This is a genomic window from Flavobacterium sp. B183 (assembly GCF_023539155.1).
GTDB lineage: Bacteria > Bacteroidota > Bacteroidia > Flavobacteriales > Flavobacteriaceae > Flavobacterium > Flavobacterium tructae.
Genome location: NZ_CP097434.1, coordinates 4,491,521 through 4,504,930, shown reverse-complemented (window position 1 = coordinate 4,504,930; position 13,410 = coordinate 4,491,521). Strand labels below are relative to the sequence as shown.

At 34.4% G+C, this 13,410-nt stretch carries 17 protein-coding genes and 1 pseudogene; 10 read left to right on the top strand and 8 right to left on the bottom strand.

What is annotated here, in order from left to right; all coding sequences use genetic code 11:
• Positions 1–79: 79 nt before the first annotated feature.
• The 5 genes from hemH to M4I44_RS18705 all read right to left on the bottom strand — a co-directional run bounded on the left by hemH (position 80) and on the right by M4I44_RS18705 (position 3,668).
• On the bottom strand, positions 80–1,093 hold the full coding sequence (hemH, locus tag M4I44_RS18725; protein ID WP_166924820.1) for a ferrochelatase: 1,014 nt from the start codon (positions 1,091–1,093) through the stop codon (positions 80–82).
• A gap of 121 nt (positions 1,094–1,214) precedes the next feature.
• Complete coding sequence (locus tag M4I44_RS18720; RefSeq protein WP_166924818.1) at positions 1,215–2,099, bottom strand: AraC family transcriptional regulator; 885 nt, start codon at positions 2,097–2,099, stop codon at positions 1,215–1,217.
• A 48-nt stretch (positions 2,100–2,147) separates the two neighbouring features.
• Positions 2,148–2,699 (bottom strand): YceI family protein, encoded by a 552-nt coding sequence (locus M4I44_RS18715; RefSeq protein ID WP_166924816.1) that lies wholly within the window; start codon positions 2,697–2,699, stop codon positions 2,148–2,150.
• Between the two features lie 46 nt (positions 2,700–2,745).
• Positions 2,746–3,285, bottom strand: coding sequence for a YceI family protein (locus M4I44_RS18710; RefSeq protein WP_249965719.1), 540 nt, complete (start codon positions 3,283–3,285; stop codon positions 2,746–2,748).
• A gap of 14 nt (positions 3,286–3,299) precedes the next feature.
• The gene (locus tag M4I44_RS18705; RefSeq protein ID WP_053471238.1) at positions 3,300–3,668 is read right to left on the bottom strand and encodes a hypothetical protein; all 369 of its coding nucleotides are present in this window, start codon (positions 3,666–3,668) and stop codon (positions 3,300–3,302) included.
• Between the two features lie 171 nt (positions 3,669–3,839).
• On the opposite strand from M4I44_RS18705, the gene M4I44_RS18700 reads away from it, so the two are divergent.
• The 5 genes from M4I44_RS18700 (at position 3,840) to hemA (ending at position 7,800) form a co-directional block, all read left to right on the top strand.
• Positions 3,840–4,229 (top strand): hypothetical protein, encoded by a 390-nt coding sequence (locus M4I44_RS18700; RefSeq protein WP_166924812.1) that lies wholly within the window; start codon positions 3,840–3,842, stop codon positions 4,227–4,229.
• A gap of 27 nt (positions 4,230–4,256) precedes the next feature.
• Positions 4,257–5,096: a DUF5777 family beta-barrel protein gene (locus tag M4I44_RS18695; RefSeq protein ID WP_166924810.1), complete on the top strand. Its 840-nt coding sequence runs from the start codon at positions 4,257–4,259 to the stop codon at positions 5,094–5,096.
• A 130-nt stretch (positions 5,097–5,226) separates the two neighbouring features.
• Positions 5,227–5,661 carry a hypothetical protein gene (locus M4I44_RS18690; protein WP_166924808.1) on the top strand — a complete coding sequence of 145 codons (435 nt, stop codon included), beginning with the start codon at positions 5,227–5,229 and terminating at the stop codon, positions 5,659–5,661.
• A gap of 20 nt (positions 5,662–5,681) precedes the next feature.
• Entirely contained in the window at positions 5,682–6,272 is a 591-nt protein-coding gene (locus M4I44_RS18685) for a hypothetical protein (RefSeq protein ID WP_095955078.1), read from the top strand.
• 223 nt (positions 6,273–6,495) lie between these two features.
• Positions 6,496–7,800, top strand: coding sequence for a glutamyl-tRNA reductase (hemA, locus tag M4I44_RS18680; protein ID WP_166924806.1), 1,305 nt, complete (start codon positions 6,496–6,498; stop codon positions 7,798–7,800).
• Between the two features lie 839 nt (positions 7,801–8,639).
• On the opposite strand, the gene M4I44_RS18675 is transcribed toward hemA, so the two are convergent.
• On the bottom strand, positions 8,640–9,428 hold the full coding sequence (locus tag M4I44_RS18675; RefSeq protein ID WP_166924804.1) for an anti-sigma factor domain-containing protein: 789 nt from the start codon (positions 9,426–9,428) through the stop codon (positions 8,640–8,642).
• Positions 9,428–9,958, bottom strand: coding sequence for an RNA polymerase sigma factor (locus M4I44_RS18670; protein ID WP_249965718.1), 531 nt, complete (start codon positions 9,956–9,958; stop codon positions 9,428–9,430). The genes M4I44_RS18675 and M4I44_RS18670 overlap by 1 nt, the downstream gene beginning before the upstream one ends.
• 601 nt (positions 9,959–10,559) lie before the next feature.
• On the opposite strand from M4I44_RS18670, the gene M4I44_RS18665 reads away from it, so the two are divergent.
• The 3 genes from M4I44_RS18665 to M4I44_RS18660 are packed head-to-tail and all read left to right on the top strand — an operon-like array spanning position 10,560 to position 11,725.
• Positions 10,560–10,862, top strand: coding sequence for a transposase (locus M4I44_RS18665; RefSeq protein ID WP_099707978.1), 303 nt, complete (start codon positions 10,560–10,562; stop codon positions 10,860–10,862).
• Between the two features lie 32 nt (positions 10,863–10,894).
• Positions 10,895–11,089 carry an IS3 family transposase gene (locus M4I44_RS22645; protein ID WP_371922987.1) on the top strand — a complete coding sequence of 65 codons (195 nt, stop codon included), beginning with the start codon at positions 10,895–10,897 and terminating at the stop codon, positions 11,087–11,089.
• A 12-nt stretch (positions 11,090–11,101) separates the two neighbouring features.
• Entirely contained in the window at positions 11,102–11,725 is a 624-nt protein-coding gene (locus tag M4I44_RS18660) for an IS3 family transposase (RefSeq protein ID WP_249967429.1), read from the top strand.
• Between the two features lie 43 nt (positions 11,726–11,768).
• Here M4I44_RS18660 and M4I44_RS18655 read toward each other — a convergent pair.
• A pseudogene (locus M4I44_RS18655) lies at positions 11,769–11,918 on the bottom strand (conjugal transfer protein TraG); the annotation flags it as partial.
• Positions 11,919–12,052: 134 nt separating this feature from the next.
• Here M4I44_RS18655 and M4I44_RS18650 point away from each other — a divergent pair.
• A complete protein-coding gene (locus M4I44_RS18650; protein WP_249965717.1) occupies positions 12,053–12,709 on the top strand; it encodes a BON domain-containing protein in 657 nt (218 codons plus the stop codon).
• Positions 12,710–12,726: 17 nt separating this feature from the next.
• Positions 12,727–13,398, top strand: a complete 672-nt coding sequence (locus M4I44_RS18645; RefSeq protein ID WP_249965716.1) for a BON domain-containing protein — start codon at positions 12,727–12,729, stop codon at positions 13,396–13,398.
• The last annotated feature ends 12 nt before the right edge of the window (positions 13,399–13,410 follow it).

The window sequence follows — 13,410 nt, the reverse complement described above, 5'->3', positions numbered from 1 at the left end:
AATAAATTAAAATGGATACAAGGGGCGAATTGATATATTAATAATGAAAACTCCAATATTGCCTATTGCTATTATAGCATTATTCAGCCCACTCATTAATCCAGCTGCTAACAGTCTGGCACCACTTCTGGTCGTCATTCAAACAGGGAATAGCCATGAAATTTTCTCCTCCATTTTTCTCAAAATCTTCTTTGGCGCGCATGGCAATTTCTTCGAGCGTTTCTAAACAATCCGAAACGAAAGCAGGTGTTACAACAGCCAGATTTTTAATTCCTTTTGCCGGCATTTTATCAATTTCAATATCAGTATAAGGCTCCAGCCATTTATCTCCAGCTAATCGCGATTGAAAAGTAAGACTGTATTTGTCTTCAGGAAGATCTAATAATTTTACAACTTGTTTGGTTGTTTCATAGCATTGATGACGGTAACAAAAATCATGCGCAGCCGAAGGCGTGTTGCAGCAAGAGCCATCAATTTTGCAATGTGATTTAGTTACATCTGTTTTGCGGATGTGACGTTCCGGGATTCCGTGATACGAGAATAACAAATGATCGTATTGAAATCCGGCTAAATGTTTCTGAATTGAATCCGCCAGATTCCTTATATAATCTGGTTTATTGTAAAACGCAGGAACATCTGTAAAAGTCATGTGTGGGAATTTCTTTTTACGAATTTCTTCTGCTTTTACTAAAATAGTCAAAGTCGAAGCCATTGCATACTGCGGATACAGCGGAAAAAGCAGTACTTCCGTTGCGCCTTTTTCATGCAGTTCCTGCAGTCCTTTTTCAATAGTCATACTTCCGTAACGCATTGCCAAAGAAACCGGAACGTTTACCAAAGGCTGTACTTTTTTCTGCATTCTTTCTGAAAGCACCACAAGGGGCGAACCTTCATCCCACCAGATTTTTGCATAAGCATGTGCCGATTCTTTGGGTCTTTTTCTTAAGATGATACCTCGGACTAATAAAGCTCTTAGTAAATACGGAACATCGATCACATATTTATCCATTAAAAATTCATCTAAATAGGGCTTTACATCTTTTGGTGTCGGGCTTTCGGGAGATCCTAAATTTACTAATAATACACCTTTCATTTTTTTTTGGCTTTTTTACTTTAAGCTTCAGGCTTTAAGTATTTGTTGTTTAAATTGATGCTAAAAATAGTATTGGCTGCCTTTTAGAAAAAGGAAAAATCAATTTTATTTATGCTGTAATTTACAAAATCGACGCTGTTTTAAATTTGGTATTAACAGACATCAGGTATTTCTTTGGAGTTGTGGAAAATTTTTTCTTGAATCCCGCAATAAAGTGGCTTCCGGTGCTGTAACCTATTTTAAGCCCCACTTCATTTACATTGTAGGAACCGCTGTCAAGCAGTTTTCTGGCGAAATCCATTTTGTAATCAAACAGAAAACCATAAACGGTATCTCCGTAAATTTGTTTGAAACCTATTTTTAATTTTTTCATGTTCAGTCCAATTTCATCTGCCAATTGCTGTAATCCTGGTGGTTCGGCCATATTGGCGATAATGATTTCTCTGGCTTTTCTGATTTTCAGGACGTTATCTTCATCGATCAAAAATGGACATTGTCCTGCGTTTGGATCTTCCATTTTATTGAAATACAAACTCAACAATTCGTATCCTTTTCCTTTATAATAAAGGTTCTTTAGGGAGGGATGAAGGCTGTAATGAAACAACTGTCTCAAAACAATAGCCATCGAAGGACTAATGTTCCCTTCGGTATAATCCTTTTTTTTCTTATTATCGGGGCTTAAAATAGTAATATAATCTGCTTCAACAGAAAATAATGAATGAAATTTCTCAATCGAAACAATAACTGAAATCACCCATGAATTTGGAGAAAGCTCTAAATGAAGCAATGACTGTTTCTGCAGATTGCACAAAATCAGGGATTTTTCCTCTTTTAATTCTAAAGCATAATTACTCTGAGTGAATAAAAATCTGCTATTGCCTTTTAGTCCGAAATGAAACTGTAACAGGCCAGCACTAATTTCGTGCTGTGCAAAAAAAGATTCTGAACTGTCGTTCTGAAACCGCATAAGGGTAAGGCCGTCCTCAATTTTTATTTCTTCCTGCATTTTTTTTATATAAAAAATTATTGACTTTTCAAGATAGTTTTTAGGCGGTTATTGCCTATTGGACCCTAAGACTGCGGCAACCTGGATATTTATTTTATTGGAAAGTTTACTTTTAACCAAATTTGGAATTTGAATATTAAAATCACTAGCATTTACACTAAAATTACATGAAATGCTAATCCCTGATGATGATCTGCTTATCCTTGCAGCAGTATTTATATCCCTGGATTTTCCGTGAAGTTCTAATGTACCTTTAATGATAAAATCTTTGGGATTTACTGTTAGGCTTTGAAGATCAAATCCTTCTATTTTTCCTTTAAATACTGCTTTTGGATATTGGTCACTTTCGATGTAATTTTCATTAAAGTGTTCTTCCATTAAAGCAACCTTAAACTGGAAACCTTTCATCAGGGCCAAACTTGCAATCTCTCCTGTTGCTGGATTCAAAACAAAAGTAACATTCTTGTTTACTGCTTTAACTTCTTCAAAAGAAGGAACGGAAGCTTCAAAAGTAACTTTTGCTGATTTACTGACCATTTTTTCTTGTGATACGCCAATGGCGCAAACACACAGCATTGCAATAAGTATTGTTTTTTTCATTATTTCGCCTTTATTTTTTTATAAAATCATCCTGTTTTGCGAAGTCTTATTTTAAAACTGCAATAATTTGAATTTTGACTTTATTATCCAGTTTATATTTAATAAGCGCTGGAATTGGAATGTTGAAATCACTTGCATTTACTTCAAAATCAGATATAAGGGTGAATCTGGAACCCGATCTTGTAATTTTTGCATCGACACTTATATCCTTGGATTTTCCATGCACTTCTAGTTTTCCTTTTATGGTGTAATCTTTATAATCTTCTGTTAGACTTTTAATGTCGAAACCTTCAATTTGTCCCCTGAAAACTGCTTTTGGATATTTATCGGTTTCCATGTAATTTTCATTAAAATGTTCTTCCATCAATGCCATTTCAAACTGGAATCCTTTCATTAAGGCAAGACTAGCCACTTCTCCAGTTGCGGGATTCAAAACAAAAGTTACATTGCTGTTAGTTCCTGCAACCGGCTGAAAAGCAGGTACTGAAGCTTCCAGAGTTATTGTTGCAGATTTAGTTACTATTTTTTCCTGTGAAAAAACAATAAAAGAAGCCAATAGCATTGGCATTATTATGATTTTCTTCATGTTGCTGTTATAGATTATTTTTCTAATAATCCATCCTGATTCCATTTATTTATAATGTCGATAGTAGCTTGAGGCAATCTTGGTCCACCTTGCGGCATTAAGGAACTATCTCCATTTTCTAAAGAAATTCGTGTAAGCAATCCTCGGTTTAAAACTGCATTTTTCACCTGTTCATAAGTAACTAAAGACATTGGCGCGCCATTTTTAGGAACTGCCGCATGGCATACAACGCAGTTATTATCAATAATAGATTTTACATTTTGGTTGTATGTTGCCAAACCATTAATTGGTGTAGAGTCAATTAAAGTACTTGGATCATCGTTGGCACAACTTACAAAAATTGATGCTAATGATGAGATGGCGAAAAGGGTTTTTAAATTCATAAGGCTGGTTTTTAGTTATAAATAAATGCATGATTTTTTTAAGGATCATCAGGCATTTCAAAATCATATACGTTGAAAAGAATAATACAGATTTGGCAAGAGGCATATTTAATGTTTTAAATCCAATAGGTATTTTTTAACGTAGATAATTTGAAATACTAAAAACCAGTTATGAGAAAAAAAATACTAATTACAATTTCCCTTTTTATAATAATCGGAATTTCGGCGTACCTCTACATCTACAAAGGGCATAGAAATATAGAATCAGAAACTGCCGATTATGTTGTAACCGTTAACGAACTAGAAAGAGAGTTTACTTCAAACGATAGTCTGGCTTACATCAAATATCAGGACAAAACAATTGAATTATCTGCACGAGTAACAAGTATTGATAAAGTCAGTAATGGAATTGTTATGAGCGAAAAAATATTTGTGACATTCAAAAACGGTTTGCCGCAAAATATTATATCTGGAAAAACCCTAAAAATTAAAGGGCGTTTTTTAGGATATGACGAATTGCTCCAGGAATTTAAAATAGACCAATCTTCAGTTGTACACTAATACAAATAACAATTTAAAACTAACCTCATGAAAAACTTTATTCTATTACTTTTTTTATTTCCGCTATTAACCTTCTCTCAAACCGATTTGCTGTCCGGAGTAGAAACTCCTTCTGCAAAAGAAAAAGTGACATCTGCATTCAAAGCCTTAAAAATCGTTAATCTTGAGTCTACAAAATTGGCCGCAAAAGGGGATTTATATTTTGTTGTTGCACACCGATTTGGTTCTATTAAAGATGGTTTTGAAGGTTTCTACGGATTGGATAATGCCAATACACAAATAAAATTTATTTACGGTTTAACAAATGGATTTAATGTAAGTGCAGCCCGAAGTGAATTTGCTTATGACTTTGCAACAAAATATATGCTGTTTCCTCAAATAAAAGACGGTTTCCCTGTTACTATTGCTGGTTTTAATAGTTTGTCTATTAATAACACATTAAAAGAAAGTCTGTATCCGAAACTTCAATTTAAAGACAGGCTGACTTATGTTGCGCAGCTGCTGATTTCAAGAAAATTTTCTGAAAAGCTCTCTTTAGAAATTGTTCCGTCATTCTTTCATCAAAATTTTGTTGAAGACGTAGATCAAAGTAATACGCAATATGCGATAGGATTTGGAGGTAGATATAAATTCGCTAAGCGCTGGTCTTTAAATATGGATTATGCGGCGCATTTAAACAGAGCGCCAAATTCACTTTATAAAAATCCGCTATCTATAGGTTTTGATTTAGAAACCGGCGGACACGTTTTTCAAATGCATTTTACCAGTTCCCAGGCAATTGATGAAGCCGGATATCTTGGAAGAACCACCGGCGACTGGACAAAAGGAGATATATTTTTTGGATTTAATCTTGCCAGAGTTTTCTAGTATCTCCTTTATAATTAAATTATTAGGTAATTTCTGTATTTATAATAATTCTAAATTGATCGATTTGCTGCTATTTCTAAAACCGCATTGATGAAGTACACGTAGATAATTTTAAAAGCATAAAAAAATTATGAAAACTAATAAAATAATCAAAAAAGGACTTTTTATTCTAAGTGGAATATTTGTACTGTTTGCCGCGATTTTGCTTTTTCACATTATAACGGCCAAACCGCCCGTTTATGACACCCCAAATCTTCAGGTAAGCAGAATCGATTTTAAATCAGACATCGATTCTCTGCAGGCCAGAAAAATCTGTGCCGACCTGAGAAGCATAAAAGGCCTGACATCAGATTCTATCATCGTTAAAAGAAATGTTGTGGTGTACTTCCACAATAATAAAATTACAAACTCTGAGAAAGTTTTCAACGAGCTGATGGCTAAAGGACGTTATGATGCGCAGCGTTATATTTTACCAGCAAATTTAGCAGACAAAGAAGTGTGTCCAATGAATCAAAATAGTTTGAGCTATAGACTGTCTCAAAAGATAAATCGTTTTTTTAATTAACCCTTTAATACTTTAAATTTATGAAAGTTTATTCAAAACTTACACTTAGTGTACTAATTGCTGCATCGGCAGCTATGATTTCCTGCAGCAGTAATGACGACGAAACCCCAGCACCGGTTAAGGCTTCTATCTACGAGCGATTAGGCGGAACTAAAATGGTTTCTGATCCTGATAATTCCGGCCAGATGATCGAGCAGGGACGTTTGAGTTTCCGCAAAGTGGTAAATTCAACTATCGGATTGATTGTTGCTGATATCCAATCGAACGCGTCAGGTAATCTGCAGGCACATTTTGCCCCTTTATTAGCAGAAACTGGAACTACCCAGTCTACCAATATTGCTAAGTTATCAGATAACCTTACTGATTTCTTTTCGTTTAATACGGGAGGAACAAATGCTGTAAATACATATTCTGGTTTGAGTATGTCAGCTGCGCATGATCCTGCAAAAAATCCTCGTATGGGAACAAAATCAAGCAGTGCAGATTATACAAAATTTGAAGGATATGTTGGAGCTGCGGCCAATGCGAATGGCGTTGCTTCAAATACAGAACTTTATACTGATATTGTTGCTGTTTTAGAATCATTGAGAACTCCTATAGTTCAAAAATAAATTTTTTCTCAAAACGCTGCCTGAAAAAGGCAGCGTTTTATAATTCAATACTATTTGAAGTATATAAATATTTTTCAAAACCTGTCAGCTTTATAATACTTGGAAATTATATAAAACCGCAGTTTAAATCCATTTATTCCATAGTGATGTAAAAAGCACTTCCGGCGCTGTTATATAAATTCTGCAGGCAATAATTTTTGAACCTTTTAAGGAAAACATAAATATGGAAAATTTTAATATGTCCAGATCCTCCACTTTTTATGCATTGGGGTTAAGCTACAAGAAAGCAGATGCAGTTATCAGAGGAAAATTTAGTCTAGATGCTAAAGCACAATCTTATTTATTATTACAAGCTAAAGCAGATGGTATAGAATCTTTGATTGTTACTTCTACTTGTAATAGAACTGAAATTTATGGTTTTGCCCATCATCCTTATGAACTCATCAAATTGCTTTGCGAGAACAGCAATGGCTCTGTAGAAGAATTTCAGCAGGCTGCTTATATATATAAGAATGAAGAAGCTGTCAGCCACATGTTCCGGGTAGGAACAGGTTTAGACAGTCAGATTCTGGGTGATTTTGAAATCATCAGCCAGATTAAAACCGCCTTTAGCAATAGTAAACGGGAAGGTTTGGTCAATACATTTCTGGACCGGTTGGTAAATACTGTTATTCAAGCGAGCAAAAAAGTTAAAACTGAGACGAAAATTTCTTCTGGTGCAACTTCAGTTTCTTTTGCATCAGTGCAGTATATTATCCGAAATGTGGCCGATATTGGAAACAAAAATATTTTGTTATTCGGAACGGGGAAAATAGGAAGAAATACGTGCGAAAACTTAGTAAAACATACTAAAAACAGCCATATTGCCCTTATAAACAGAACAAAAAACAAAGCCGAATTATTGGCCGGCAAGCTGAATGTTATTGTAAAAGATTATGCTGATTTAAAACAGGAACTGCAGCAGGCTGATGTGCTGGTTGTAGCTACAGGAGCACAAAATCCCACTATTGACAAAACATCGCTTGCTTTACAGAAACCCTTATTGATTCTGGATTTATCCATCCCGCGCAATGTAGATACCAATGTAGAAGAAATCTCCGGTGTAACTTTAATACATCTGGATGATTTATCTCAAATTACTGATGACACGCTGGAAAAGAGAAAACAGCATATTCCTGCTGCGGAAGCCATTATTGATGATCTAAAATTAGAACTGAATACCTGGGTGAACGGCCGAAAATGTGCTCCGACTATCCATGCCTTAAAATCCAAGCTAAATGATATTGTATCAGCAGAATTTGCTTTTCAAAAAAAGAAAACAACCCATTTTGATGATGCACAGATGGATTTAATCAGTTCAAGAATTATTCAAAAATTAACAAACCATTTTGCCAGCCATTTAAAAAATGAAAACACTTCAGTGGATCAAAGCATTGAATTCATTGAAAAAGTATTTCAGATAGGACAGCTTGCACCGAATAAGGCTTCTTCACCAATAGAAGAAAAATACAAAATCAATCTGTCATAAATGCTTAATCAACTTCAGTTTCAAACTTACAGCAAAGTTCTGAAGCAAGTTACAAAAATAGAACCCGCCAGCTGCGCTGCACGCTGCGACGGGCTTGTCCATAAACATAATCTTCCAAAAAATGTTTACTTAATTCTGCATGGGAGTAATCAATTCCTCATTTGGTAAAGTTAGACTAATTAATTTGGTGATAATTACATGATTATTAATTAATTTTATAATTAGCTTTTTTACTATAAATTGCCTCACGTCATTGATCCATGTTATAAAAAAGGCAGGCCGGCGTACCAAACGCTTGAGAAGTAAACTAATTTTCTGCCTCAGCTGAGCAATAATTGATAATCAGAGAGTGAGAGTGGAAAATTCAATAAATGATAAATAGTTAACGATTTAATGGGGTTTCATTATTTCAATTACTAGAAATTTTAAAAAAGGGAGTATGGGGTCTATTCCATTTTTGGCGTTCGAATTCTGTTAACTTTTAACGTACTTTATCTAATTTTTCAAGTTGAAAGATTACTATTTGAAATTGCTGGTCAAAAATGGTTTATAAACATCGTCGGCGTTAAACGCTAAAAATGTTAAACTTAAACTTTTTAATCAAATAAAGTATCAGTCGAAAATATCTAATTATTGAAAGCAGGCTTTAAAATTCTACGTAGGCTGCAAAAAATTAAACTATTAGAAACTATTCAAATCAAAATTTGACGATGATTTTAGATTTTTTTACAATGGCTAAGGGGTTTGGGTAAAATTCCGCCAGAGTGCAGTATTGAATCCCAAAAAGCGCATATTGAATAGTATCAATATGCGCTTTTTAGTTAGGACTTTTTATGGAATTAGACTTTTCCTAAAGTATAAAGCTGCTCCATTGTAGGAGTAAGGCTTCCTCCTGCAGGTTCCAACGTGATGCCAAAAGCTTCAGCTGAATCGGTTTGGCTTACAGCGAAGATTTTTTGAGAGTTTTCTTCAAAATTATCCAGCAGACCAATACTTGTCGGTGTAAGCACCGGACTTAGTTTTAAAGACCAAACCTGGTAAACCATTCCTTTTGGAGGGTTTGGGAGACCTGCCGCGTCGATATAAGTCGTTTTTGTTTCTTTGTTCCAATACACTTTTGCAAATGATGCCGGAGATACTGATTGTCCGCCCAGAATAACGCTTGTGTTTTTAATGTCTCTCACAATGCTCAGATTTTTCTCAGTCTGTTTATTCTGCTGGTCTAAAAAAGCATATTCTCTTTCAATTTTATTTTTTTCGCCTCCAGCCTCAGAGACTGCCTGTTTAGATTTTGCCAGTTCTAAAGTCTGATATCCAAAACCTAAGAGCAGTAATACGGCAGCCGACCAGCTCAAGTACTGCGAACGGTTTGATGCTGATTTTATATTGATAACTTTACCATCGTTAAGCTCTAAAAGCGCTTTTGTTTTCTCGAAATTGGCAACCGAATGGAAAGGTGAGAAGCTTGATGATAAGGCTGAAACAGCTTTTTCTATAGCAATGATTTCACTTTCAACCTCAGGGTTTTTTCTAGCAAGTTCGGCAATTTCCAGGTTCTCTTTTTCTGTCAGCAGGCCGTAAACGTAAAGTTCTAAAATGCCTGATTCAATATATTCCTTATCTTCCATTATATCTTTAAATAATTTCTTAAATCGTTGATACAGTTTCTGTTTTGTGTTTTGATAGTGCCCAGCGGCATGGCAAGCTCTTCCGCTGCTTCTTGCTGGGTATATCCCTTAAAGAATAGCAGATCAATAATCTCGATACATTTTGGTTTCAGTTTTTTTACGAATTCCTGAATTCCTATAGAATCAATTCTGTTTGTGAGCTTGTTGCTATCATCTAATAGATTTACGAAATTATCCGAAGAAAGGTTTTTTTGGTTGTTGTTGAAATTTTTGGACCGCAGCTTGTCAATCGATGTGTTCCTTGCAATATTAAGGATCCATGTGTAGAACCTGCCCTTGCTTTCACTGTAACTATCGATGTTTTTCCAGATTTTTACAAAGACTTCCTGCAGGACATCCTCGGCTTCTTCCCGGTTTTTTACTAGAACATTTATGACCGAAAATAAGCTTTTTGAGTACATATCGTAGAGATGGGTGAAAGCTCTTTCATCTTTTTTGCGGATTAGTACCAGTAATTCTTCTTGGCTCATAGGATTGGATTTAAAGCTTAAATAAATTTTAATTTCTTATAAAGTGGTAATGCCGGATAAAGGTAATTTATTTTTTACGTAACTGGCCCAAAAGCAGAAATAAAGGATATTACTTTCAAAATACCAATTTTCGGGGATTATGTTATGTTGATGTTCTTCTCTTGCACCGTTGCTTTTTCTATTTTCATAAATAGGAATAAATCAATTTTTAGCTGTTAATAAAACAAAGATTTACTTGAATTATAATGTAGAAATGCAAAGTCACTTCCCCAATGAGTTCTTTGAAAAAATTAAACGTTAATGTAATGCTAATTTTAAAGGCAGCTTATAATGCCTGGCATAATTTGACTATTCTAATTATTCTTTTGAATATTCGCTGCTACGTTAAGTTCTGCAGAAACAAGTATATATACAATTGCAATTTCAAGTAAAAAATATATCAAACCATGAGTTTTAATGCCATTGTAATGAATAAATAAAAAGATTAAGTAAAAGGTTTAAATAATTTGTTTATTTTCTAACTGATATTATTCTGGAGTTGCTACATTTACTGGGACATAAATTTTAAGACTGTTTAAATAAAAATAAATATCTTAGAATTATGAAAAAACGAGTTTACAGTGCTGAGTTTAAATCATCAGCAGTACGATTAAGTTACGAGCGAGAAAACATCAAAGAATTAGCAGATGAACTAGGCGTCCAGGTAGAGCGTATTTATAAATGGAGGTCTTCTCAAAAAACATTTACTAATCTACAACCAATTATTTCTAAAAAGACAGAGATAGATTCTTTAGAAGTAAAACAATTACGAAAAGCCCTTAAAGAAAAAGAATTAGAGCTTGAGATATTAAAAAAGGCCGTTCACATCTTTTCCAAGAGCGATGGAAAATCTACCAATTTATAGTCAGCTATAAACATTTATATCCTATTGAAAAGATGTGCAACGTTTTAAAAGTAAGCCGAAGTAGTTATTATAGATGGTTCAGTGGCGGTCCTTCTAATAGATTTATAGAAAATAGTCTATTTACAGATTTAATAAAAGAAGTTTTTGATCTAAGCAGTCAAACTTACGGAAGTCCCAGAATAGCGGAACAGCTAAAAAGAAAAGGATATAAAATATCCAAAAGGTAAGTTGCTAAATTGATGCTTCTTAATGGCTGGAGAAGTAAACTTAAAAGACGCTTTAAAGTAACCACAGATTCTAATCATCGATATCCAGTGTGCAGTAATCATCTCAATAGAAATTTTACACCAAAATCACTTAATGAGGTTTGGGTGTCTGATATAACCTATATAAGAACAGCTGCCGGCTGGTTATATCTTACTACTATTATTGATTTATATGACAGGCAGGTTATAGGATGGTCATTAAGCATACGAATGTATACCGATCAAACGATTATTCCAGCTTGGAAAATGGCAGTATCAAAAAGAGAAATAACAGAATCTTTACTTTTTCATTCAGATAGAGGAATACAATATGCTTCGATAGAATTCAGAAAATTGATTAATAAAAATACTTTAATCACTCAAAGTATGAGTAGAAAAGCTAATTGTTGGGATAATGCTGTAGCTGAAAGTTTTTTCAAGACCCTTAAAGCAGAACTTATCTATCAGCATAAATTCACAACCATTGAAGAAGCTAAATTAGCAGTCTTTGAATATATAGAAGTATGGTATAATAGAAAACGTCTGCATTCTTCTTTGGGATATAAAACACCTAAAGAAATGGAACAAGAATTTTATAAAATAGAAAGTGTAGCATAGGTCTTAGAAAATTTGTCCGACTTTTTGTTGCAAGTCCAATCTATATACTCTGGCGTTTTTGCAACACTTTCCCGAAGCGTTCCGAAAGGCTTTTTGCTGTTTCACCAACCACCTCACCACTGAAAATAGTACTTACTGTATTTTGGATAACCTTTGCCTCCTTATCTCCATAGTCCCTTATTAATTGCGAATATATGTTGTATATCACTTTTTGAATTGATAAAGATCATTTGTGTAGCTGTTTTATTATTCCAACTTTGTTTCATAATCAATGGCTAAGAATGCCTTGAGATAATTAGTCAAAGTAAAATTTAAAAATTTTTCACCATGAAAAAAAGTAATGATTTTTTACGTGAAGAAGTAGTAGAGGCTATCAAATGGGAACCTCTTTTGAGCTCTAACGAAATTGATGTTAGTGTTCAGGATGGTATTGTTACTCTGGGAGGAACGGTAGATAATTATACTCAAAAAAGAGAGGCTGAACAGGCCGTAAAAAATATTGCCGGAGTAAAAGCTATCGTAGATGATATGAAAGTTGATTTGTTTTTTTCGGCTATTAAAAGTGATACTGATATAGCCTTATCTGTTATTAAGGCGTTGCGTGAAAACTGGGCCGTTCCTGATCATCGAATACAAGTTACCGTAGAGAATGGATGGTTAACGCTCGAGGGAATCCTGCATTGGAATTTTCAAAGAAAAGCGGCAGATAATGCTATCCGTTACCTGCCAGGAGTAAGGGGAGTAATTGATCAAATAAAGATAGAAGCAGAAATAAAAAATGAATTGGGAAAAGAAATTGTTGAGAAAGCCCTAAGTCGGAGTTGGATTCTTGATGTTAATAATATTAAGGTTAGAGTTGAGGGTAAAACAATCTACCTCAGCGGTATCGTTGATTCTCTTTTTCAAAAAGAAGAAGCAGAAAGAATTGTATGGAATACTCCTGGAGTTTGGTATGTAGATAATGAACTTGTCGTAGACAACTAGAAACTAAAATAGAAGATATGAAAAGTAATGAAATTTTGCAAAAAGAAGTACAGGAAGCAATTAAGTTTGAACCCCTGTTACATGCAGCAGAAATTGGTGTGATTGTAAAAGATGCAATAGTTACCCTTACAGGACATGTCGATTCGCTGGTAAAAAAAACAGAAGCTTTGCATGCTGCTAAGAAAATTAAAGGGATTGCGGCTATTGTAGATGAAATTGAGGTGATACTGGAAAAATCATCTGCAGTTTCTGATCAGCAAATCGCTGAACAGCTTGTGAGCATTTTTAAAGAGAATCATATTGTTCCAAAAGGCACTATTAGCATAATTGTAGAAAAAGGCTGGGTCACACTTGAAGGACTACTTCCATGGAATTTTCAGAGAGATATCGCCAGGGAACTTGTGGAAAATCAAATAGGGGTAATAGGTGTAACCAATAATATTAAACTTAAAAGAGAACTGCGTGATCAGGTAGAAAAAGAATTGCTCGAAAAGGCACTCAATAGACATTGGGCTTTTGACACGGACGAGATTGAAATTCAGGTTGCTGGCGCAACGGTCCAGCTATCTGGAACAGTGGGTTCTATTTTTCAAAAAGAAGAAGCTGAAAAGATTGCCTATAAAACCCCAGGTGTAATCAGAGTCGTGAATCATTTAAAAGTAAATATAGAACAACCTTATTTATGTTGATTAGCTGAATAC